General features: G+C 55.6%; 22 protein-coding genes. 7 read left to right on the top strand and 15 right to left on the bottom strand.

From position 1 onward, the window contains the following. Positions 1-25: 25 nt before the first annotated feature. Together purL and PSEST_RS15345 are read left to right on the top strand one after the other, a co-directional pair. Entirely contained in the window at positions 26-3922 is a 3897-nt protein-coding gene (gene purL, locus PSEST_RS15355; RefSeq protein ID WP_015277889.1) for a phosphoribosylformylglycinamidine synthase, read from the top strand. Between the two features lie 1679 nt (positions 3923-5601). Then, the gene (locus tag PSEST_RS15345) at positions 5602-5916 is read left to right on the top strand and encodes a hypothetical protein (RefSeq protein ID WP_041756729.1); all 315 of its coding nucleotides are present in this window, start codon (positions 5602-5604) and stop codon (positions 5914-5916) included. Positions 5917-6235: 319 nt separating this feature from the next. On the opposite strand, the gene PSEST_RS15340 is transcribed toward PSEST_RS15345, so the two are convergent. From PSEST_RS15340 to PSEST_RS15300, 11 genes are all read right to left on the bottom strand, one after another. Beyond that, positions 6236-6778 (bottom strand): recombinase family protein, encoded by a 543-nt coding sequence (locus PSEST_RS15340; RefSeq protein ID WP_015277886.1) that lies wholly within the window; start codon positions 6776-6778, stop codon positions 6236-6238. A 149-nt stretch (positions 6779-6927) separates the two neighbouring features. Further along, positions 6928-7212, bottom strand: coding sequence for a hypothetical protein (locus tag PSEST_RS15335; protein ID WP_015277885.1), 285 nt, complete (start codon positions 7210-7212; stop codon positions 6928-6930). Positions 7213-7447: 235 nt separating this feature from the next. Beyond that, positions 7448-7852, bottom strand: coding sequence for a hypothetical protein (locus PSEST_RS22165; protein WP_157372399.1), 405 nt, complete (start codon positions 7850-7852; stop codon positions 7448-7450). Continuing rightward, the gene (locus PSEST_RS15330) at positions 7852-9516 is read right to left on the bottom strand and encodes a tape measure protein (RefSeq protein ID WP_015277884.1); all 1665 of its coding nucleotides are present in this window, start codon (positions 9514-9516) and stop codon (positions 7852-7854) included. Before PSEST_RS15330 ends, PSEST_RS22165 begins: the two co-directional genes overlap by 1 nt. Continuing rightward, on the bottom strand, positions 9507-9725 hold the full coding sequence (locus tag PSEST_RS15325; protein ID WP_015277883.1) for a hypothetical protein: 219 nt from the start codon (positions 9723-9725) through the stop codon (positions 9507-9509). Before PSEST_RS15325 ends, PSEST_RS15330 begins: the two co-directional genes overlap by 10 nt. Before the next feature lie 48 nt (positions 9726-9773). Further along, the gene (locus PSEST_RS15320; protein ID WP_041756728.1) at positions 9774-10004 is read right to left on the bottom strand and encodes a hypothetical protein; all 231 of its coding nucleotides are present in this window, start codon (positions 10002-10004) and stop codon (positions 9774-9776) included. After that, the gene (locus PSEST_RS15315; RefSeq protein WP_015277882.1) at positions 10004-10474 is read right to left on the bottom strand and encodes a hypothetical protein; all 471 of its coding nucleotides are present in this window, start codon (positions 10472-10474) and stop codon (positions 10004-10006) included. The genes PSEST_RS15320 and PSEST_RS15315 overlap by 1 nt, the downstream gene beginning before the upstream one ends. Before the next feature lie 319 nt (positions 10475-10793). Further along, entirely contained in the window at positions 10794-12053 is a 1260-nt protein-coding gene (locus PSEST_RS15310; RefSeq protein ID WP_015277881.1) for a primase-helicase family protein, read from the bottom strand. 494 nt (positions 12054-12547) lie between these two features. Continuing rightward, positions 12548-12760, bottom strand: a complete 213-nt coding sequence (locus tag PSEST_RS22160; RefSeq protein ID WP_015277877.1) for a hypothetical protein — start codon at positions 12758-12760, stop codon at positions 12548-12550. After that, positions 12757-13041 carry a hypothetical protein gene (locus PSEST_RS22155; RefSeq protein ID WP_015277876.1) on the bottom strand — a complete coding sequence of 95 codons (285 nt, stop codon included), beginning with the start codon at positions 13039-13041 and terminating at the stop codon, positions 12757-12759. Before PSEST_RS22155 ends, PSEST_RS22160 begins: the two co-directional genes overlap by 4 nt. Positions 13042-13667: 626 nt before the next feature. After that, positions 13668-15206 (bottom strand): tyrosine-type recombinase/integrase, encoded by a 1539-nt coding sequence (locus tag PSEST_RS15300; RefSeq protein ID WP_015277875.1) that lies wholly within the window; start codon positions 15204-15206, stop codon positions 13668-13670. A 91-nt stretch (positions 15207-15297) separates the two neighbouring features. On the opposite strand from PSEST_RS15300, the gene PSEST_RS15295 reads away from it, so the two are divergent. Beyond that, a complete protein-coding gene (locus tag PSEST_RS15295) occupies positions 15298-15615 on the top strand; it encodes a YqfO family protein (RefSeq protein ID WP_015277874.1) in 318 nt (105 codons plus the stop codon). Positions 15616-15666: 51 nt separating this feature from the next. On the opposite strand, the gene PSEST_RS15290 is transcribed toward PSEST_RS15295, so the two are convergent. Next, entirely contained in the window at positions 15667-16170 is a 504-nt protein-coding gene (locus PSEST_RS15290) for a L,D-transpeptidase family protein (RefSeq protein ID WP_015277873.1), read from the bottom strand. Positions 16171-16228: 58 nt separating this feature from the next. Next, positions 16229-16792, bottom strand: coding sequence for an NUDIX hydrolase (locus PSEST_RS15285; RefSeq protein ID WP_015277872.1), 564 nt, complete (start codon positions 16790-16792; stop codon positions 16229-16231). Positions 16793-17008: 216 nt separating this feature from the next. Here PSEST_RS15285 and PSEST_RS15280 point away from each other — a divergent pair, with 216 nt between their 5' ends. From PSEST_RS15280 to purT, 4 genes are read left to right on the top strand one after another with little or no spacing between them, the layout of a single operon-like run. Continuing rightward, positions 17009-17626: a CoA pyrophosphatase gene (locus PSEST_RS15280; RefSeq protein ID WP_041757041.1), complete on the top strand. Its 618-nt coding sequence runs from the start codon at positions 17009-17011 to the stop codon at positions 17624-17626. Between the two features lie 48 nt (positions 17627-17674). Beyond that, positions 17675-18196, top strand: a complete 522-nt coding sequence (locus tag PSEST_RS15275; RefSeq protein WP_015277870.1) for a gamma carbonic anhydrase family protein — start codon at positions 17675-17677, stop codon at positions 18194-18196. Beyond that, the gene (locus PSEST_RS15270; protein WP_015277869.1) at positions 18193-18384 is read left to right on the top strand and encodes a DUF1289 domain-containing protein; all 192 of its coding nucleotides are present in this window, start codon (positions 18193-18195) and stop codon (positions 18382-18384) included. The genes PSEST_RS15275 and PSEST_RS15270 overlap by 4 nt, the downstream gene beginning before the upstream one ends. Positions 18385-18428: 44 nt before the next feature. Further along, on the top strand, positions 18429-19610 hold the full coding sequence (gene purT, locus PSEST_RS15265) for a formate-dependent phosphoribosylglycinamide formyltransferase (RefSeq protein ID WP_015277868.1): 1182 nt from the start codon (positions 18429-18431) through the stop codon (positions 19608-19610). A 30-nt stretch (positions 19611-19640) separates the two neighbouring features. Here the strand turns inward: purT and PSEST_RS15260 are convergent, their stop codons facing one another. Then, the gene (locus PSEST_RS15260) at positions 19641-20927 is read right to left on the bottom strand and encodes an HlyC/CorC family transporter (RefSeq protein ID WP_015277867.1); all 1287 of its coding nucleotides are present in this window, start codon (positions 20925-20927) and stop codon (positions 19641-19643) included. A gap of 16 nt (positions 20928-20943) precedes the next feature. Continuing rightward, entirely contained in the window at positions 20944-21744 is an 801-nt protein-coding gene (locus PSEST_RS15255; RefSeq protein ID WP_015277866.1) for a cytochrome C assembly family protein, read from the bottom strand. Positions 21745-21820: the final 76 nt, after the last annotated feature.

Below are 21820 nucleotides of genomic sequence, written 5' to 3'. Positions count from 1 at the left end.
TCCCCCCTCCGAGGCTGTTCCGACGATGTTGATCCTGCGCGGCGCTCCCGCTCTTTCCGCCTTCCGTCATGGCAAGCTCCTGGCACAACTGACCGATAAGGTCCCCGCTGTCAGCGGACTGTATGCCGAGTTCGCCCATTTCGCCGAGGTTTCCGGCACGCTTGGCGCGGATGAGCAGAACGTACTGACCCGCCTGCTGAAGTACGGCCCCAGTGTGCCGGTGCAGGAACCTGCTGGTCGGCTGTTCCTGGTGGTGCCTCGCTTCGGCACCATCTCGCCGTGGTCAAGCAAGGCCAGCGATATCGCCCACAACTGTGGTCTGGAGAAGATCCAGCGGCTGGAGCGGGGCATCGCCTACTACGTGCAGGGCGAGTTTTCCGATGGTGATGCACAGCTGATTGCCGCTGCGCTGCACGATCGCATGACGCAGCTGGTGCTGAATCGCTTCGAAGAAGCCGCCAACCTGTTCAGCCACGCCGAGCCCAAACCGCTGACTGCGGTGGACATCCTCGGTGGCGGCCGCGCCGCACTGGAAAAGGCCAACACCGAACTCGGCCTGGCCCTGGCCGAAGATGAAATCGATTATCTGGTCAGCGCCTTCCAGGGCCTCAAGCGCAACCCGCACGACATCGAACTGATGATGTTCGCGCAGGCCAACTCCGAGCACTGTCGCCACAAGATCTTCAATGCCAGCTGGGACATCGACGGCGAAAGCCAGGACAAGTCGCTGTTCGGCATGATCAAGAACACCTACCAGATGCACAGTGAGAACGTGCTATCCGCTTACAAGGACAACGCGTCGGTCATCGTCGGCCACACCGCAGGACGTTTCTTCCCCAATCCTGAAACCCGCCAGTACGGCGCGGTGCAGGAGCCGGTGCATATCCTGATGAAGGTGGAAACGCATAACCACCCGACCGCAATTTCGCCGTTCTCGGGTGCTTCCACCGGTTCCGGTGGTGAGATTCGCGACGAGGGCGCCACCGGTCGTGGTGCCAAGCCGAAAGCGGGCCTGACCGGCTTCACCGTCTCCAACCTGAACATCCCCGGCTTCGAACAGCCGTGGGAACAGGCCTATGGCAAGCCGGAACGCATCGTCACGCCGTTGGACATCATGATTGAAGGCCCGCTGGGTGGCGCCGCGTTCAACAACGAATTCGGTCGCCCGGCGCTGACCGGTTACTTCCGTACCTTCGAGCAGTCGATCAGCACGCCGCGCGGCGACGAGGTGCGTGGTTATCACAAGCCGATCATGCTCGCCGGTGGCCTGGGCAATATCCGTGAAGATCATGTGCAGAAAGCCGAAATCACCGTTGGCGCCAAGCTGATCGTGCTCGGCGGCCCGGCCATGCTGATCGGTCTGGGCGGCGGCGCCGCATCCTCGGTCGCGACCGGTGCCAGCTCTGCCGATCTGGATTTCGCCTCGGTGCAGCGCGAGAACCCGGAAATGGAGCGCCGTTGCCAGGAGGTCATCGATCGCTGCTGGCAGCTGGGCGACCAGAACCCCATTGCTTTCATCCATGACGTCGGTGCTGGCGGCATCTCCAACGCCTTCCCGGAACTGGTCAACGACGGTGGTCGCGGTGGCCGTTTCGAACTGCGCAACGTGCCCAACGACGAGCCGGGCATGGCCCCGCACGAGATCTGGAGCAACGAGTCCCAGGAGCGTTACGTACTGGCCGTCAGCACCGTCGATTTCGAGCGTTTCCAAGCCATCTGCGAACGTGAGCGCTGCCCGTTCGCGGTCGTCGGCGAGGCGACCGAAGAGCCACAGCTGACTGTCACCGACAGCCATTTCGGCAACACTCCGGTGGACATGCCGCTGGAAGTGCTGCTCGGCAAGCCGCCGCGCATGCACCGCAGCGCCAGCCGTGAAGCTGAGCTCGGTGATGACTTCGATGCGGCTGCGGTCGATCTGAGCGAAGCCGTCACCCGCGTGCTGCGTCACCCGGCTGTCGCCAGCAAGAGCTTCCTGATCACCATCGGTGACCGCAGCATTACCGGCCAGGTGGCTCGCGATCAGATGGTCGGCCCTTGGCAGGTGCCGGTCGCCGACTGCGCCGTTACGGCTACCAGCTACGACGTTTACACCGGCGAAGCCATGGCGATGGGCGAGCGCACGCCGCTGGCACTGCTGGATGCCCCGGCGTCGGGCCGCATGGCCATTGGCGAAACGCTGACCAACTTGGCAGCAGCGCGCATCGAGAAGATTTCCGACATCAAATTGTCCGCCAACTGGATGGCCGCTGCCGGCCATCCGGGTGAAGACGCACGCTTGTACGAGACCGTTCGCGCCGTCGGCATGGAGCTGTGCCCGCAGCTGGGCCTGACCATTCCGGTGGGCAAGGACTCGATGTCGATGAAAACCCGTTGGAGCGAGGAGGGCGCAGAGAAAAGCGTGACCTCGCCAATGTCGCTGATCGTTTCCGGCTTCGCTCCGGTAACTGATGTTCGCCAGACCCTGACCCCGCAGCTGCGGCTGGACAAGGGCGCCACCGACCTGATCCTGATCGATCTGGGGCGCGGGCAGAACCGCATGGGCGCTTCGATTCTCGCGCAGGTATACGGTCAGCTTGGTCGCCAGGCACCCGACGTCGATGATGCCGAAGACCTGCAGGCATTCTTTGCCGTGGTCCAGGGGCTGAATGCCGATGGTCTGTTGCTGGCGTACCACGACCGTTCCGACGGGGGGCTGCTGACCACCGTGCTGGAAATGGCTTTTGCCGGTCACTGCGGCCTGAGTCTGAATCTCGATGGTCTTCTGGAAAGCGCCGTGGATGTCGCCCCGATGCTCTTCAACGAAGAGCTTGGCGCGGTGATTCAGGTGCGTCAGGGCGACACCGAGATCGTGCTGGCGCAGTTCAGCGCTGCCGGGCTGGGTGACTGCGTCGCTGTCATCGGTCAGCCGGTCAACAACGGCCATGTATCGATCAAGCACGGCGAAAACGAAGTGTTCGCCGGCGAGCGCCGTCTGCTGCAGCGTCAGTGGGCAGAAACCAGCTACCAGATCCAGCGCCTGCGAGATAACGCCGAGTGTGCCGATCAGGAGTTCGACGCGCTGCTCGAAGAGGACAACCCGGGTCTGAGCGCCAAGCTCAGCTTCGACGTGAACGAAGACATTTCGGCGCCCTACATCAAGCGTGGCGTTCGTCCGCAGATTGCGGTGCTGCGCGAGCAGGGTGTCAATGGCCAGGTGGAAATGGCGGCGGCGTTCGATCGTGCCGGTTTCGCTGCGGTCGACGTGCACATGAGTGACATCCTTTCCGGACGCGTCAGCCTCGAGGAGTTCAAGGGCCTGGTCGCCTGCGGTGGCTTCTCCTACGGCGACGTGCTCGGCGCCGGTGAAGGCTGGGCCAAGTCCGTTCTGTTCAATGCGCGTGCACGGGATGGCTTCCAGGCCTTCTTTGAGCGCAAGGACAGCTTCGCCCTCGGCGTGTGCAACGGCTGCCAGATGATGAGCAACCTGCACGAACTGATCCCGGGCACGGAGAACTGGCCGCACTTCGTACGCAACCGCTCGGAGCAGTTCGAAGCTCGGGTGGCGATGGTCCAGGTGCAGGATTCGCCATCGATCTTCCTGCAGGGCATGGCCGGCTCCCGCCTGCCTATCGCCATCGCCCACGGCGAAGGCCATGCGGAATTCGAGAGCGAAGAGGCCATGCTGCAGGCGGATCTCTCCGGCACCGTGGCGCTGCGCTTCGTGGATAATCACGGCAAGGTCACCGAACGCTACCCGGCCAACCCGAACGGCTCGCCACGCGGTATCACCGGTCTCAGCAGCCGCGACGGCCGTGTGACCATCATGATGCCGCACCCGGAGCGGGTGTTCCGCGCCGTGACCAACTCCTGGCGCCCTGACGAGTGGCAGGAAGACGGCGGCTGGATGCGCATGTTCCGCAATGCGCGGGTCTGGGTGGACTGATCGATCTGGTCAACCGAGCCCACTCCAGAAGCCCGCCGATAGCATATCGGCGGGCTTTTTCATTTGTGACGATGGTCTATGAACCGCCAGCGTTAAGTGTCGTCTGAGCTATGACGCGCCGCACCATTTGGCGCGAACATCGATGGCAGAATGCCACTTCGCCTGCCGAACGAGGCCGGTTTCATCTGCACGGAGAGGTCGATGTACAAGCTGTGCTTCTAGCTGTAATACGAAAAATGCTTGTATTTCAGTTGGTTAAGACGCTGCTCGTGCTCGACTTCTACCCAACATTTCTACCCAAACAATCTACGCTCCTGCTTCTCATCTAAATCCCTGCCTTACACTTCTCTCTCTCGATATACTGTATAGATAAACAGTATTGAGGGGCTGTCATGTCGTGCCCAGATGATTTCGAATTTCTCTTAGGTGTGCCCACTCCGGCTGAGATGTGGCAACAACATGCTCGCCTGCTTGGAGAGGAGTGCCATGAGTTACGGGACGAGGTGAGGGCGCTAAAGGCTGAGCGGCGGAAGCTGGTGCAGCTCTATGCGAAATGCCAGCAGGAGCTAAGCGCTGCGAACGAGAAGGCTAAGACGGCACAGCGAGAGGCCAACCGAAGCTACGTTGAGCTTGTGCAGCTTCAGAACAGTACTGCGTACCCGTTTCACTATGGGCACCACGATATGAAGCCGAAGGAGGGCTGAGGGAGTCCAAATCGAGCATGCGACGTACATTTGATCGGCTTTTACGGCAAGCCAAGCACCACGCCGGCTACAGCAATCTGTACATAACCTGAGCACAGGTGCCCCACAACTTATCCACAGCTTATCCCAGAACACACAAGTTGCAATCGGATGTCGTGGCGATATCCTGTGCTGGCTCCCGGTGCCATGCCACTACATGTTGTGTTTTGGTTGAAAAGACTGTTGATCTATCCAGTCGGCCCGAGTAGCATTAAGCGTGCCACACAATTGTTGTGGGCATAAGAAAGCCCCAGGAGCTGCGAAGCGACTGGAGCCTAGAGCAACACTGAACGCTTACCAAAGGGACCGGCCTGGAAAACTGACCCTGAGGAAGCAATACCCAACCCGATCACGAATTGAGCGAGGCACGCATTGTAGGCATACACCCTTACGCACTCAACCGTTTTATCGCGCTAAATGACAAAGCGGTCAAGGGCGAGTCGACAATTTCTTGCGTTCCGTTCGGTTCGTGGCGGTTCCTTCTGAGGAATTTCTATGAGCCACAATGAGTTACCTCCATCCGATGACGATGGACAGGAATACACATACTGCCGGTATCGCCGGTGTGGGAACAAAGTGCTGGACGCCCGTGCCTACGGGCTGAAGGTGTGGCGCTTGCCAGTACGTCGCAAGAAGGGGGATCGAAAATGAGACCTCCTCGTAGACGTAGGCTGTATGGGCGGCAGTTCCGTAGTGTTCACGTTAGGGCATACCGGAGGTTTCGCTTTGGTCAGTGGGAGGACGTATGCGCCCACTGGAGAAGCCATCCAGGGCAACTGACCTTGTTCTAACCTTCAGAGGGGCGGGCGACCGCCCCTTTTCTTTGCGTATATACACACGTCGGAGGGCAGTAGTGTTTCTCACTGAATCGGCGTTAGGATGTCGATATGCCATCACTCCGGAGGTGGCAAATCTACCTAAGAAAAGGATATTCAAATGAGACGTTTTGCTTTCGCGCTATCTCTGCTCGCTGTGTCAGCGTCGCCTGTGTTTGGAGCTAGCTACCCTCAGATGACGCTGAAAAGCGACTCTATCATTTGCTTCAGTGGTGGCGACTGGAGGGACATGAAGGCGGCTGCTATCGATCAAGACGAAGCAGGAATGCAACGGCTCATTTCAAGTGGAGCATGTCGTTTGGTCAATCAATCGATGCGCGTTAGCTATCTCGATCCAGCGGCCGGCGGCGGCGCACTTATCCAGCTACCAAGTGGGAAAACGGCCTACACCGCCGATGCGTTCTTGTCCAAATAACCCCTGTCAGACACAGGCACCCTTCATTCATCTGGTGAGGGGTGTTCTCTTCTTGGAAATATCCCGCTCGGGGGCTGATTGGCTTAACTGCCCGCCGAAGCTCAGAATCCAGAAACAGCTCTTTTTCCCAAATATCCAGCACTCAGAGCAGCGCTAAGCGTCAGCCTATGTAGGCGTACTGGTTTGGTAGAGAACGCTCGTTTAGAGCTGCTATAGAGGCCGCTTAGGGCATGTTTGATCGACGTTTCAGGGGTGTTTGTACAAGTAACAAACAAGCCCCACCAGAACGGCAGGGCTGAAGGGAGAGGATCGAAGGTGGTCAGGCTGTGGCCTTCACTCGCTGGACAGTGCTGATACCGACTCCAAGCGCTTCTGCTGCCTTACGAATTGATAGGCCAGAATCTAGAGCGGCCTTGATTGCCTCTGCATCGACACGAGGTCTGCCGCCTCTGTATTTGCCTGCCTGCTTGGCTTGCTGAATGCCTTCCCGCTGACGCTCCAGCATCATCGAGCGTTCGAATTGATACACAGCACCCAGCATAGAAAGCATGAGTTCCTGCATGGGATTGGCTTCACCTGTGAAGCTCAGTCCTTCTTTGTTGAATCGTACCGCTACGCCACGCTTGTTGAAGGCTTTAACGAGGCTCAACAGGTCTTCGAGGTTACGAGCCATACGGCTGATGTCGTGAACGACTACGGTGTCACCTTCACGCACGTATTCGATGAGCGCTTGCAGGGCAGGGCGGTGGGCATCCTTACCGCTGCATTTGTCTTCAAACACCTTGTCCAGGGTGAGGCCGTCAAGCTGGCGCTCTGTATTCTGGTCCACCGTGCTAACTCGAACATAACCGACCGTTGCCATGATCCTGCCCCTTTGCTGTGTTCATCTACGTCTTAGATGTTTGCAGTGTAGGGGTGAAAAGCAATGAACACAACCTACTTGAATACAGATAATCAAGCGAAGCGTGTTCATCGATTTGTGTTCAGCAGGTTATGCCCTGATGAACACCGTTAGCGCATGGTGTTGATTCGGGATTCGAGCACCTTGAATCGACGCTGTGTTTCGTTCTGATGTGCATCGAGGCTTGAGGAAAGGCTGTTGATTCGGGCTTCTGAATACTGAAGCGTGTTTGTCTGACGTAGCTCAAGCTCACCAATCCGCTGATGGGCTGCTGTGAGCTGGCTTTGTGTCGCTGGGACGCTGGTTACAACAATCATTCCCCAAGCGAGAAGGCCGACATTCAAGAATGGCAGGATGCCGAACACGGTGGTGATGACTCGATTACTGTTGTGCATTTAAAAAATGATCCTAATTGAATTTGCGTATGTGAATTGACATAGCACACAAGATATGGGCTTTGCCTTGCGACAAAACACTAAATATTGTGGTTTGAGAGGGAAAACGGCTTAACAAACAATCCATGAGTGGCAGGAAACATCACGGATAGAGCCGAATGCAGCAGGAATAACCAAGGAGCCTAGATTGCCTAAGCTCCCTTATTTGTACGTTTTTTGTACAGTTATCAGACGTTTAACTAGCCTTGCGCCAATAGCCGCTGTACTTCGGTGGTATTGATGGATAACCCGGCAGATCGGGCAACAACGGGATACGAACCTTGTTGATCGAGTAGCCGACATAGCCGATGACGAATTGATCGAACCTATATTTATCATCGAAAACGACGCTACCCACCCAGCTGATCCAAGCGCAAGGAACGTTACTCAGCACCTCTCGAACATCCGGCAAAGGGCTTGATGGGCGATCAAAGGCCAACAGCAGGCAATGTTTTCCGTAAGGCTCGTTGTGCGCCCACTGAGAGGCGGCGAGGCCGAAAGCTGGGTTTGAGAAAAACTCATCTGCTTTGGACCGAAGAAGCTGACCGCCTTTGTCGTGATCTGCTTGTTTGAATGAAAAACATGTATAGATCACAGGCATCACTCCAGATCGGGGAATTCAACCATCACACCCTGAAAGATCGAAGTCGTCTCTCGGTGGAACAGCTCCCGCATACGTGGTTCAAGCTCAGCGGCGAGTTGGTCACCGTTCGTAGCTTGTGTGTGAATCACGATTGCACCAGGGCTGACAGTAGTGGTGTTGCTTACGCTTGATGGGCGCATTGACTGCAACACAGACTCGAACGAGGGGCGTGAATATTCAGATGCTGCCTTTTGCCACTCCTTTTGCTGCACTGGCATCGGGGAGAGGAATTGCGGGATCGAAGGCTGATTGAGTACGCGGATATCCGGTACAGACAACATGCCACGTCCCGTGCTGCTTGCCATTGGTGCGAGGCTGCGTTGTTCGTTGGTCAACTGACCGTTGAGAGCTGGGGCGGTAGAGAGCTTGCCACCAAAAGCCGAGATGAGCTTTGCGGCTACTGATGTGCCAGCGGCGGCGAGGGTATAGAACGAATCACGCAGAGGTTTCATTGCCTCGTGAAGCTCGCCCTGTGCACGGACATAATCGGCTGTTGCACCTGTCAGGTCGCTACCCACACGACTAAGCTGTTCTGAGAACTTCGAGTTTTCAAGCCGGGCACGTTCACCATCAATCGAATCAGCCATCTGAGCCACTGCACCGGCAGCAGCTTTAGCACTCAATTCATAACCACGAAGAACATCCGCCACTGAGACTTCACGCCTGCTCATAGCTCGCAGAAAGTTCTCCGTGCCTTCTTTGCCTGTGCGCTCTGTGTAGGCTCGTTGAATAAAGCCTTTGATTGCGGGGTTTGAGTCTGCCAATTGTTGGTTCAGTTCTTCGGATCGCAGATACCCTATACCGAGGATTTGCTGCAAAGCGTATGATTGGCGTTCGATGCTCTGCTGATCGCCGCCATTGCCACGGGTGGCGATGCTCATATCTTTGAACAGCTTGAAACCTTGGTCGCTTGTCATATTGGCATTTTTGGTTTGCTTCAAGAATCGGCTGAATGCGTCTACCTGTCCTTCTGCACTAACACCAATCTCATTACTCAACCCAATCAAAGCCTGTTCAATTGGTTGTCCTGCGATAGTGCTCCCCGATGTTCGTAGCTTGAGTAGTTGGGTTTGTGCTTTTGCATTCGCGTCTTGAGCCTGTCCAACTTTCTGAGCGCCATATACACCAGCAGCCCCAATACCGGCAGCACCCATCATTCCAGGCCCAAAGCGGGGGATCATACTGCCGCCGAAGCCACCACCAAACCCAGCACCAAATACACCGCCATTATTCATTTGTGGTAGACGGGGGATGGGGTAAACATTACCGCCGCCACCAGTGCCAGCGATTGTACGAACGTTCATTCGGGCGGTGTTAGCTGCACGTTGAAAAACGTTCTGAACCTGACTATTTATCTTGTTTTGGTCAAGGCGGACATTACCGATACGAAGTTCAAGAAGGCGACCAGTCCTGTTTAGCTCGGTTTGTAGTGTGCGTTGTGCGGAGAGGCTGTCGAGTGTGATTTTCTTAATCTTCAGCTCTGGCAAGGTGAGGCTTTTGCCAATGTTCTTTTGGAAAAGCTCAAGGCGTTTTTGTATCTGCCGCAATGCTGCATCAACAGCTTTGAGGTCTTGCTTTCGAACGTTAAACCCAACTGAGGCAAAATATGATGCTATTTGCATTGTTGGCCTACCTTCTCAAAGCCTTTGGCACTGAGATTAGATTTAAAAAGAATCTGTTCTTTCTTGGCTTCCTGCTGCTCGTTGAGTAGGGATTGCAGAAGCTCAGCCGCTTCAATGACAGCAGCGACCTTTTCGAGCTTTGCAGTTTTGATAGCTTCCAGCTTTTCCGGGTTGAATTGCTTTAGCAGGAGTTCTTGTGTTTTGTTCATTTAGTTGATCCTTATTAGAAGAGGGGCTTTCGCCCCGTCCTGTTCTTATTAACGAAGCTCAAGGGCTTCGAGACGTTCACGGATAATGCGGTCTGTTGTGCTTTCGTTTGGATTGAAACCTTGGGCAGCTTCCGCAATGATTGCCACATAATGTTGAATCTCTTCTTCTGAGAGAGCAGGGGTTACAGCTTTAACAGGCTCTGTTTTCTTTACTTCTGGTGCGGTGGCTTTCTTTTCGAGAGCGCGGCGCATAGCGCGATCAAATGCATCAGTGCTCATTATTTAGCCTCCTGTTGAATCGATTGGAAATATTCTTTTGCTTCTTGAGCAGCTTTCTTGCGAAGAGCTTCTTCTTTCTTGCGCTCTGCTTCTTCCTGCTTTCGTTTCTCAGCTTGATACAGTTGCTCTGTAAGAAGATTTTCTTGATGCTTGTTGTAATCCTCAATGTCAGCGAGATACTTTTCTTTTACGTCAACAGCGATGGTATTTAGTTCTTCCTGTTGAATATGTTCAGGCTTGAGCATATAGGCTGTATAGCTGCCGGGATGAGCAGAACAGGGCAGGTGTTCAGCGAACGTATAACCTTGCGCTACAAACTCAAGAACTCGTTTCGTGTAAATGGGCAGAATTCCCTCATTCACACGGGAGCAAGCGGCGTGGCTGTTCTTATAAGCTGATTGAGCTTTTTCAATCCGAGCATCAAGCTCTTGTTCATTGATAAATTTAGGTTGTTGTACGTGTTCTTTCATTTTGTGTTTCCTCTTGGTTATAAAATTCGGGCAATAGAAGCCCGCAGTTTTGACTTGGAATTAAGTCAAATTTGGTTTAATGATTTTTTAGGGTTATGTTTTTAAAAGGCGGGAGAAGCTATCTCACTACGTTCGGCAATAATCGCTCTCGTTTCACTTCGCTCTTATTGCAACCGTAAGACTAATTAGAAAAAGACATCGCAAAGGTGTCACCCTGTCTACCTGTCTCCAAGAGCCGCATATACTGGGTCTCTCAGGGTAGACAGCTTATTTGTCAGGGTGTCTACCAAGGTGTCACCTGTCTACCAAGGTGTCACCTTTAAAATGATTTGCTTGGCATCGCTTCTTCAAGTTCTTTTGCCGTTGAGTCTAAGTTAATGCCAGACTCAAAACCGAACGGTGTAACATAGTATCGCTGAAGTTTGGTCTTCCTTTGTTTGCACCCCATATTCAAGAGGGCGTTAGCAACGGCCATATCTGACAGTCCGTGTTCAAACTCGTCTGCATACTGCTGCTTCACCCACTTAACAGTTAGCACTGCGTTGGCCTCTACTACATCGGACAGAACATCTTCAAGCTTGTCAGTTGTAGAGAATCCCATCAGTTCCTGTTTGCTTGTGGTCATCGGCGGTGCGTCTGTTGCGCGATGCTTCGACAGATCAACCTGTTCCAAATAATCACGCACCAACTGAAAGCCACCATCAAGCAGCCAAGGCTTGAACGTATCGTTTAGGAATGCTGCTGTCTCTTGTACCGATTCACGGTGACGGATGAACGCAGGAATCCAGAAACGGCGGTCGCCTTTTTCCAACACAAGCGGCAAATGATCGTTACTTGTAATTATAAAATTCAGATAGTTTTCAATGGTGATCGTCGGCTTATGTTTACGGTGAAGCGGGATCGTGGCGTTGCCCTGGAAGCTCTTGAGAGCGTCTGTAGTGCTTTTCTTGCTCTTGTAAACCTCGTCGATTAGCAGCAGGGTTTTGCCTTCTACAACGTCGTTAAAGTCGCCTACAACGTCCTTCAGGCCACACACAGCGACCGATGACTTACCGAGCAGCCCAGACAGCAGGGTTTCCACCAAGAAGCCCTTACCGACGCCGTGTTCCGACCGTAGAACGGGAGTGGCAATCATACGGACGTCAGGCTTACGGACCGCGTGAGACAGCCACCAGCCGAAATAATGGCGTTCCAACTCATCAGGAAACCACCGCTGTAGAAACTCAATGAACGGGGCTACTTGTTCTTTACTAATCTTCTCCCCTGTTGGTTGCACCTTAGAAGGTTGCCAGAGGTTAATTAGACCACCATCGAGAACAGGACCAGCATTAGGTTTAAAACCTTCACCATAGGCCCAAGGAAGGCATGCAAGAATGTAGCTTTCGTTTACGTCGGGATCATTGCCGCCGTTTTTACGGTAGAAGTCGAGGAGGATGCCGGCGTCCGCTTGATCGATATTTGTAATTAAGTCACGGAAGCGGGGATAGGTGTTGTTGCTCGGGACACGAACAAATCGTGTCTTTACTGCCTCAATTGCGTTGCGGCTGTTATTGGTGGTTTTCGGTGCTGCGTTGGTCATTAGTGTTTACCTCACAAGTATGGGTTTGGACGATTTGTTTGTGCATTTGGCTAATCAGTTTGTTTAGTGTGTGGCTGGTATTTGTTTCGTTTAGAACGGACATAATTTCCAGTAGCTCACTTTTTGCACGATCATTAAGGTGGGCACGCATTTGGTATCTCCTATTGATTCAGATTCTTCAGTTCTTGTTTAAGCTGCTGATGAATGACGAAATCACGCAGTAGCTCGACTAAAACGCCACCGAGGGACTTACCCGTGTGCAAAGCTTTAAAGTCATCAGTTAGCTCGTTTGGAATGAATATGCCGTGTCGTGTGTAGTGTTCAGGATCGAATCGCATCATTGTTAACCTCGCTTTTTAGTAGATTGTTCACCAGCTCTGAGAGCGTCGTGTGTTGTTGTTTAGCTTTAAGCTCAAGCTGTGCAAGTAGCTCAGTCTCAAGAATGAATGTTTGTTTCTGGTAGCATTTACATCCTAAATACAAAGTGTCTCGCATTAACTGTTGTCCTCCTTATGTTGTGGTGTCATCCCGTCAATCAGCAGTGCTAAAGATGCTTTTGAATGAAGGCTTAGTAGTGTGCTGTGGAATGCCTCAAGTGCTTTCTGTCTAATACGGAACAGCGACAGCGTGCAACGTGAAGAGCAATGTTTATGGTTTTTACGGCGTTTTACGAACTCAGTGCCGCATACAGGGCAGGTGGTCATCATTTAATTTCTCCTGCTACTTTTAAAAGGTTATTAAGGCTCCGGTATACATCAGCCAGGGCGTTGTCCACCGCTACCAAAGGATGTTTCGGGTTCATATGACTGCCTGATGCAATCCAGTTCATCAGCGTCTGTGTAAATTCGTCTGGTGTTAGCCAGTCCCAATCGCGGGCACGAACATAATTCATCTCATTGCTGCATTTGGTGCTACACACCTTTGCAGAGCTTCGTTTTGCTTGGTAAGTGTTTCCACACCAGATACAAGCTCGTTGAACGTCGGCCATTAAATATTCTCCTTAAAGAATTTAGGATATTCAGAGTTAAAAACGTAATTTCAAAAAAGAAGGGTGACGTAGACCGCCACCCTTATAAGGCACCCTTTGCGGAGTGCACCGTAGATACCAAGCCAAGAAGAGGAACTTGGTTTATTTGCCTATTGTGCAGAGGAAGCACCGCAGACGAAATTCAGGAACGCAAAAACCCCGAAGGACGAGGTTTAGTTTTAACAGTTTGATTTGGAGTAGAGATGAGAAACTTTATAAGGAAAGTTATTCCCTTCCTTCACTATTATTATACACCTAAACCGCTGTTTTTGCAATAGTAAAACGCAGCTAATTGCAAACTATTTCATATATTTTTTAATTATTCAAGTTCTACCACAGGCAACATCAGCGCTTTGCTTGGTTGGCTTTTATCTATATTGCTGACGAGCTGGATATGGTGCGCATTGTTTCATGGAAAGTGCAAAAAGTCAATCTAATAGTTGACATAAGAGCAACTTTCTGAAACTAACGGAAAACAGCCCTTTAAATCGACGTTCTCTGTTTCAGATGAACTGGGAGGCGCTGAAAGGCTGATCGCGTTTTTACACTACGAAAAACCATAGTCAAAAGGGGTGTTGCGTGGACGTTTAGCGAAAGTCGAAAGTCAGTAGTTCAATGGCTGCTTTCTTCTGGTCAAAACTCGCACCTGAGCTGTACACATCGAAGCTGATGTGCCCACGGGTGTGCCCGAGGATGCTTGGTATTGTGAGTGCTGGTGCCCCTGCCTGTTCGAGCTGTGTCGCTGTCAGCTTTCTGAAGCTGTGGAAAACGTGCTGATCGCTGAAGCCCTCGCCTCGTTTCAGCTTTGTAAAACGCTGGGACAGTGCGTTAAGGCGGATGCCGCTTTTCGTCTTGTCGTTCCCTACGAACAGATAGCCGCCTGGGGCTTCTGCAAGCTTGAGACGGCTCTTATATAAATGAAGCAATGCCGAGGCGATTGGAATCTCACGGATGCCGGCTTTGGTTTTGGCATCGTCAACACGGAAGGCGACCGGCTCGCCCTGGTCATCGAATAACGTGGTGTTGGTGCTGATCCGTCCAAGCTCTTCGATTCGGCAACCTGTAAAGCAGGCGAAGGCAATCAGGTCCGCAAGGTCGGTGTCCTGCTTTGCCACGGCTGCACGATGGAGCTGTTCGGCTTCCTGTCGTGTGAACGCGGCCCAAGAGCCACCGGAGCCTTTACCGACTCGTGGGTGTGTGTGCCCATCAAACGGACTCGGCTTGTCTGCGAATTGCTGGCGGTATGGCTGGTCATAGCGGCAGGCCCATTTATGAAGCTTGCGCAGGCTCCATAGGTAGCCTTGGCGTGTTTGCCTGTTCGATCCAAGGGAGTCGAGAAACTGAGCCACGCTATCGAACGTGAGCTGTTGTCCTTCGGCTGTCAGCCAACCACTGAAAGCTTCGATCTTTGCGAGCGCAACAGAGCGGGTGCGTTCGTTCTCGCTCTGTGTTGCGTACCAGTCTGCGAACCTACGTTGTAAAGACTGAGTAAACGGTGATTTTGGTTTGTACCCATTGGGGCTGCTGATGAGCGTCTGGGCTTCTGCCTGTTCGTCAGTGGTGAGCACGTTGTCTTGTGCTGCGTAGGCCACCAAGGTCTGACGGGACAACTCGTTCAAATCTTTGATGTGGGCAACACGATCAACACCGGATGATGTGAGCTTCAGGCGCAACAGCTCGTTTGCACGGCTGATCTGTTCCTGGGGGATGCCAGCGGCGAGCTGTTCAGCTTCTGACTCAGCCAAGAGGTTTTCTAAAGCTTTGAGGATGGCATCGGCCTCGGCTTCTGTACGGGCGGGAGTGGTTTCCTCTACGGCACCAAGGAGCTGTTTACGCCGACTAAGGTCTAGTGCTTGGCCATGCTTGGCAACGTGTTCCTGCCAGGCGCTGCCGCGTCGAATTTGTGAGTCTCGGAGCTGTCGAAACTCAGCTTTCCAAGCTGCCACCTGTGCCGCTGCCAGTTCACGAGCCAGCAGGGCGTCACCTGTCTTGAGGCTTTTGCTCAGCACACGGCGACTGCCAAAAGCAGCGCGTAGGGCGGCGGGGATGTCGATTCTTGCGTGATACGTTGATCCGCGTAGCAGAAGATGGTTTTTTCTTGATGGCATGATGGCATCACTAGGCAAGATTCTATCCAGCAATTCTACCCAATAATTCTACCCAAAAGCAGGGCGCACCCCTTGAAGGCCGCATATTTTCTGGGTTGGAGGTGATAATTTGTACAAGCTGTGCTTCTATGTTCCAGACAGTCATCTGGAAGCGGTCAAGAAAGCAGTGTTCGCGGCTGGCGCGGGGCGTATAGGCGCTTACGACAGTTGCTGCTGGCAAGTGCTAGGCCAGGGACAATATCGGCCGCTGGAGGGCAGCCAGCCATTTATCGGGCAGACGGGGCAGGTGCAGCACGTACCCGAGTGGAAGGTCGAGATGGTGGTGGCGGATGAGCTCATTCACGATAGTGTCAGGGCCTTGAAAAAGGCCCATCCCTACGAGACGCCTGCATACGACGTGTGGCGGCTGTCCGACATGCAGTTCTGACCAGGCTCGAGGGCACGCCTTGAAAGTCTGTCAGCGGCTGCCTCGGGCCTGCTACGGACGAATCTCGATCAGCGTGCCGTCCTTTACCAGTTGCCATATCTCTCGCATGTCGCTGTTGGTCAAGGCGATGCAGCCTTCGGTCCAGTCGAGGGTGTGGAAGAACCACTCCGGATATTCCTCATCCAGTGGTGTGCCGTGCAGCATGATCATGTTGCCGGGCGGTACGCCCTCCTGCTGCGCGCGGGCGAGATCGCGCGCGTTGGGGTAGGAGATGTGCATCGACAGGTTGTACTTATCGCTGGTCTTGCGCCAATCGATCCAATAGAAGCCTTCGGGCGTGCGCAGGTCGCCTTCACGCAGCTTTGCTCCGTTTGGCTGCTTGCCCAGCGACACTCGATAACTCTTGAGCGTCTGGCCGGCGCTGACCAGATGCAGCTTGCGTTCGGATTTGATCACCAGAACCTTGTCGATAGGCGTGCTGCCCAGGCTAGGGGTCGCATTGGCGTGGGAAAGCGCAGTAAAGGTGAGGCAGAGCAGGGCGAACAGCCAGCGCATCGAGGCATTCCTGAAAGACTTCATCAGACCAGTTTGTGCCAGTGGGGCGACAGACGCGTCAGTCTGTAATCCGGTTCTGCTGGCGGTTTCGATAGCCACTCACGGCTTCATTGCGCACCGGGAAGGTCTGCTGCACCCGGTCGGCGAAGAAGCATTCTAGGGTACGGCCAATGGTGGGAAAAGCCAGCTCGGACCAAGGGATATCCTGCTGCTCAAACAGCTTCACTTCCAGGCTCTCATCTCCGGCGCAGAAGTCCAGATCGACCAGTTGAGCGCGGAAGAACATGTACACCTGATTGATATGCGGCAGATCGAACAGCGTATAGAGCTGCAGGTCACGAACCCTGGCGCAGGCTTCCTCGAGTGTTTCGCGCTCAGCAGCCTGTTGCAGGGTCTCGCCGTTCTCCATGAAGCCTGCCGGCAAGGTCCAGTAACCCCGCCGAGGCTCGATCGCGCGCCGGCAGAGCAGCACGCAGTCGTCCCAGACGGGTACGCAGCCAGCGACGATGCGTGGGTTCTGGTAGTGGACGGTCTGGCAAGCGTCGCAGACGAAGCGTGGGCGATTGTCGCCGTCGGGGATACGGACCAGCACCGGGTTGCCGCACTGGTTGCAGTATTTCATGAGCGAATTCCTGTTGGTTCCGGCAAATCTTGGTGTGTCCTTGGCGATTGAGCAAGGACGTTACGGGTTCCTCGTCGGCTGACAGACCCATGATTTGCAGTTGTGGCAATGGACATTCAGGCGATCCGTTCGAGCGGCTCGATTGGCTATTTCGAGGCCTTGGGCCGTTGCGCCTTTCATGCCATGATGCCGGTCAAAGACGAAACGAGAAAATTCATGCTGGACAAAATACTCCACCGGGTGCGCGCCTATTCTCCGCATCTTCTGGAGCCGGAAGACCGTCTGCCCGAGGCGGCCGTGCTGATGCCGATCACCCGCAGCGAGTCGCCGGAGCTGGTGCTGACGCTTCGTGCCGCCGGTCTGTCCACCCATGGTGGCGAAGTAGCCTTTCCGGGCGGGCGCCGCGATCCGGAAGACCGTGACCTGTTGCACACCGCACTGCGTGAGGCCGAGGAAGAGGTCGGGCTGGCGCCTGGCATGGTCGAGGTCGTCGGCCCGCTCAGCAGCCTGGTATCGGTGCATGGCATCCATGTCACGCCCTATGTCGGGTTGGTTCCGGACTATGTCGAGTACCGCGCCAACGATGCGGAAATCGCCTCGGTCTTCTCGGTGCCGCTGGAGTTCTTCTGTGAGGATCCGCGCGAAGTCACACATCGCATCGATTACCAGGGACAGAGCTGGTATATCCCGTCCTACCGCTATGGCGAGTACCAGATATGGGGCCTGACGGCGATCATGATCGTCGAGTTGGTCAACGTCATATACGACGCCGGTATCGAAATGCGCCGTGCGCCAGCTGCCTTCATCGACCTATCCGGGCGTAGCGAGCCCTGAGCCGCGCCGCTAGGCTGATCCATCCGTACTGACAAGAAGAGGTGTGTCGTGAAATACCGTCTGGGAGAGTCGCGCGTCCAAGCGCATCCGCAGAGCTGGGTAGCGCCCAGTGCCACGTTGGTCGGCAAGATCAGGCTGGATGCCGGCGCCAGCGTGTGGTTTGGCGCCGTGCTACGCGGTGACAACGAGCTGATCCATATCGGCGAGAACAGTAACGTCCAGGATGGCAGCGTGATGCATACCGATATGGGGCACCCGCTGACGCTGGGCACCGGCGTTACCGTTGGCCACAACGCCATGCTGCACGGTTGTACGGTCGGTGATTACAGCCTGATCGGCATCAATGCTGTGGTGCTCAACGGGGCGAAGATCGGCAAGCATTGCATCATCGGCGCCAACACGCTGATCGCGGAAGGCAAGGAGATTCCCGATGGTTCTCTGGTGGTCGGCTCACCGGGCAAGGTGGTGCGAGAACTGACCGATGAGCAGAAGAAGATGCTCGAAGCCAGCGCAGCCCATTACGTGCATAACGCCCAGCGCTATGCGCGGGATCTGGAGCCCGATGAGTGAGCACGCAGGAAAAGCCAGTAGCCTCGCCGTGTGTCAGCCTCTGCGCTTTGGATGAAGACGACCTGTGCGTTGGTTGTCAGCGCAGTGCGGACGAGATTCGCCGTTGGGGTTTGATGAGCAATGACGAGCGCCGCGACGTGCTGCAGCGTTGCGGTGAGAGAGCCCGTCTTGGCGGCCAGCTGATGTAGCAGAGTGCGTTGCGCGCTCGTTTTTCGACGTTTGAGGGAAATCCATGCCACGAATAGGCACCCCGTTGTCTCCCAGCGCCACGCGCGTCCTGCTTTGCGGCTGTGGCGAACTGGGCAAGGAGCTGGTCATCGAACTGCAGCGCCTCGGCGTCGAGGTGATCGCCGTAGATCGCTACGCCAATGCACCAGCGATGCAGGTAGCGCACCGCAGCCATGTAATCGACATGCTCGACGGCGCCGCATTGCGCTCCGTGATCGAGCAGGAGCGCCCGCACTACATTGTTCCGGAAATCGAAGCCATCGCCACGGCCACGCTGGTTGAGCTGGAGCAAGAAGGCTACAGCGTCATACCCACGGCCCGGGCTGCGCAGCTGACAATGAATCGCGAGGGCATTCGCCGCCTCGCCGCCGAAGAACTCGGCCTGCCGACCTCTCCCTATCGCTTTGCCGACTCGCTGGATGAATGTCGCACCGCCGCTCGCGCGCTGGGCTTCCCTTGCTTGATCAAGCCGGTGATGAGTTCATCCGGCAAGGGCCAGTCGGTGCTGCGCAGTGAGGCGGACATCGACGCCGCCTGGGACTACGCGCAAGCGGGCGGACGAGCAGGTCGCGGTCGGGTCATCGTCGAGGGGTTCATCGATTTCGATTACGAAATCACTTTGCTGACGGTCCGGCACGCGGGCGGAACGAGCTTTTGCGAGCCGGTCGGACATCGTCAGGAGAAAGGCGACTATCAGGAGTCCTGGCAGCCTCAGCCGATGGAGTCCGTGGCAATGGCCGAGGCGCGGCGAATCGCCCTGGCGGTCACCGATGCATTAGGCGGACGTGGCATCTTCGGCGTCGAACTGTTCGTCAAAGGCGATCAGGTCTGGTTCTGCGAGATCTCGCCGCGCCCTCACGATACCGGGCTGGTTACGTTGGTGTCGCAGGACTTGTCCGAGTTCGCCCTGCATGCGCGGGCAATTCTCGGGCTGCCAATTCCGGTAATTCGTCAGCTCGGCCCAGCAGCGTCGGCGGTAATTCTGGTGGAAGGCGAGTCCACCGAAGTGAGCTTCGGCAACCTGACCGACGTGCTGGCGGAGCCGGATACGGCGCTGCGCCTGTTCGGTAAGCCAGGCGTCAGCGGACAGCGGCGCATGGGCGTGGCGCTGGCGCGCGACGTGTCCATCGACGCAGCAAGGCAGAAGGCGCTGCGCGCTGCTGCTGCGGTAAAAGTCGAGTTATGAAGGTTGTGGAGCCGGCGCCTGCCGGCTCCATCATTGCGCTTGCTGGTCGGCCGCCCGTGCATCGCCAATCGTCCAGGCGCGTACACTTTTCACCCGATTGTCGGCCGCCTGCAGAATCTCCAGGCGGTAGTTGCCGATCTGCAAGCAGATGCCGGCATCCGGCATGTGCTCCAGGGCTTCGGTGATCAGGCCATTGAGCGTCTTCGGGCCGTCACACGGCAGCTGCCAGTCCAGTGCGCGGTTCACCTCGCGGATGTAGGCGGCGCCATCAATGACCAGTGTGCCGTCGTCCTGCGGGTGGATATCGGGGCTGCGCAGGGCGTCCTGATTGCTGAACTCGCCAACGATTTCTTCGAGGATGTCCTCAAGCGTCACGACGCCGCGCACGTCACCGTATTCGTCTACCACGATGCCGATCCGTCGCTTCTGCTTCTGGAAATTCAGCAGCTGGGTCGAAAGAGGGGTGTTTTCCGGCACGAAATAAGGCTCGCTGCAGGCGGCCAGCAAGCTGTCCTTGGTCAGCTGATCATGGCTGAGCAGACGTGCAATCTGCCGCATGTGGACGATGCCTTCGATCTGGTTGATATCGTTGCGAAACACCGGCAGACGGGTGTGAGGTGTGGTGCGTAGCTGGCTGACGATCGATTCCAGGTCATCGTCGAGGTCGATGCCGGTGACCTCGTTGCGCGGAATCATGATGTCGTCGACGGTCACGCGTTCCAGGTCGAGAATGCCCAATAGCATGCTCTGGCGATTCAACGGCAGGTCGCTGCCAGACTCGCGCACCACGCTGCGCAGTTCCTCGGTCGAGAGGCTGTCGTTGCCCTTGTTCGACAGGTCGACGCCGAGCAGCTTCAGTAGGCCGTTGCTCACCCAGCTCAGCATCGCGACCAGCGGGTAAAGCACCTTCTGCAGCATCTTCAGCGGCAGGCTGACCGGGTAGGCGACAATTTCCGGGCGCAACGCCGCCAGAGTCTTGGGTGTGATTTCACCAAATATCAGCAGGATGATGGTCAGGCCGATGGTGGCAATCGCAATGCCTGCTTCACCCCAGAGCTGCATGGCCAGAACCGTGGCGATGGAGGAGGCGAGGATGTTGACGAAGTTGTTGCCGACCAGGATGGTGCCGAGCAGGCGATCCGGGTGAGCGAGCAGCTCGCTGGCGCGTCGCGCGCCTCGATGGCCTTCCTTGGCTTGATGCCTTAGGCGGTAGCGATTGAGGCTGAGCATGCCGGTTTCGGAGCTGGAGAAGAAAGCCGAGCACAGCAGCAGAAAGACCAGCAGTCCGACCAGAAAGCCGGGATGGAGATTTTCCACGGGTTACCTGTTCGCGTCAGATATGCAGGATGAATTCGCGGACCAGCTTGCTGCCGAAGTACGCCAGCATCAGCAGGCAGAAGCCAGCCAGCGTCCAGCGGATGGCCTTGTAGCCGCGCCAGCCGAGTTGCTGTCGGCCCCACAGCAGTAGCCCAAACACGACCCAGGCGATCACCGAGAGGAGTGTCTTATGGACCAGATGCTGGGCAAAAAGATCGTCGAGAAACAACCAGCCCGAGAGCAATGAGGCAGACAGCAGTACCCAGCCCGCCCAGAGAAAGCCGAACAGCAGGCTCTCCATTGTTTGCAGTGGCGGAAAATTGCGGATCAGTCCTGAGGAGTGCTTGTGCTTGAGGTGATGATCCTGCAGCAAGAGCAACAACGCTTGGAACACCGCGATCGTGAGCATTCCATAAGCGAGGATCGATAGCAGGATGTGCGCAAGAATCCCAGGCTCCTCGGCGATCGCTGGTGCGGTGCCGGACGGTGCGAACTGTGCGAACAGCACGGTCAGGCAGCCCAGCGGAAACAGAAGCAGCAGCAGGTTCTCCACTGGCATTCGATGCAGAGCCAGAAGAATCAGCAGAATGACGGCGGCGGCGATCAGGCTCGAAGCGGTGAAGAAGTCGAGGTGCAAGCCGCTGGGGGAGAGCAGCTGAATGAAAAGGCTGATGCCATGGGCAAGCAGGGCAAGCAGGCCGAGGCCGAGCAAGAGACGCTTGTCCGGTGCGGCGCGCTGTGCCAGACGCAAACTTTGATAACCCGTGACGCCGGCATAAAGAGCGGCGGCGGCAAGGCTGGGTAGCAGAGGGTGCATAGATTCCGGTAACGGGCTCGAAAGGTCGTGAGTGTGGCACAAACACCCGAGGGGCAAAAGCTGCGTCAAGGTTACG

The organism is Stutzerimonas stutzeri RCH2 (assembly GCF_000327065.1).
In the GTDB taxonomy this organism is placed as follows: domain Bacteria; phylum Pseudomonadota; class Gammaproteobacteria; order Pseudomonadales; family Pseudomonadaceae; genus Stutzerimonas; species Stutzerimonas stutzeri_AE.
This window is presented reverse-complemented; position numbering and strand designations above follow the sequence as displayed.

What these genes read in the sequence shown, in the direction of transcription:
- PSEST_RS22160 (WP_015277877.1), bottom strand. Translation starts at nt 12,760, where the DNA reads ATGATGACCACCTGCCCTGTATGCGGCACTGAGTTCGTAAAACGCCGT.
- PSEST_RS15340 (WP_015277886.1), bottom strand. Translation starts at nt 6,778, where the DNA reads ATGGCAACGGTCGGTTATGTTCGAGTTAGCACGGTGGACCAGAATACA.
- PSEST_RS15290 (WP_015277873.1), bottom strand. Translation starts at nt 16,170, where the DNA reads ATGCGCTGGCTGTTCGCCCTGCTCTGCCTCACCTTTACTGCGCTTTCC.
- PSEST_RS15285 (WP_015277872.1), bottom strand. Translation starts at nt 16,792, where the DNA reads ATGAAATACTGCAACCAGTGCGGCAACCCGGTGCTGGTCCGTATCCCC.
- purL (WP_015277889.1), top strand. Translation starts at nt 26, where the DNA reads ATGTTGATCCTGCGCGGCGCTCCCGCTCTTTCCGCCTTCCGTCATGGC.
- PSEST_RS15255 (WP_015277866.1), bottom strand. Translation starts at nt 21,744, where the DNA reads ATGCACCCTCTGCTACCCAGCCTTGCCGCCGCCGCTCTTTATGCCGGC.
- PSEST_RS15330 (WP_015277884.1), bottom strand. Translation starts at nt 9,516, where the DNA reads ATGCAAATAGCATCATATTTTGCCTCAGTTGGGTTTAACGTTCGAAAG.
- PSEST_RS22165 (WP_157372399.1), bottom strand. Translation starts at nt 7,852, where the DNA reads ATGCCTGTGATCTATACATGTTTTTCATTCAAACAAGCAGATCACGAC.
- PSEST_RS15320 (WP_041756728.1), bottom strand. Translation starts at nt 10,004, where the DNA reads ATGAGCACTGATGCATTTGATCGCGCTATGCGCCGCGCTCTCGAAAAG.
- PSEST_RS22155 (WP_015277876.1), bottom strand. Translation starts at nt 13,041, where the DNA reads ATGGCCGACGTTCAACGAGCTTGTATCTGGTGTGGAAACACTTACCAA.
- PSEST_RS15325 (WP_015277883.1), bottom strand. Translation starts at nt 9,725, where the DNA reads ATGAACAAAACACAAGAACTCCTGCTAAAGCAATTCAACCCGGAAAAG.
- PSEST_RS15345 (WP_041756729.1), top strand. Translation starts at nt 5,602, where the DNA reads ATGAGACGTTTTGCTTTCGCGCTATCTCTGCTCGCTGTGTCAGCGTCG.
- PSEST_RS15280 (WP_041757041.1), top strand. Translation starts at nt 17,009, where the DNA reads ATGCTGGACAAAATACTCCACCGGGTGCGCGCCTATTCTCCGCATCTT.
- purT (WP_015277868.1), top strand. Translation starts at nt 18,429, where the DNA reads ATGCCACGAATAGGCACCCCGTTGTCTCCCAGCGCCACGCGCGTCCTG.
- PSEST_RS15335 (WP_015277885.1), bottom strand. Translation starts at nt 7,212, where the DNA reads ATGCACAACAGTAATCGAGTCATCACCACCGTGTTCGGCATCCTGCCA.
- PSEST_RS15310 (WP_015277881.1), bottom strand. Translation starts at nt 12,053, where the DNA reads ATGACCAACGCAGCACCGAAAACCACCAATAACAGCCGCAACGCAATT.
- PSEST_RS15315 (WP_015277882.1), bottom strand. Translation starts at nt 10,474, where the DNA reads ATGAAAGAACACGTACAACAACCTAAATTTATCAATGAACAAGAGCTT.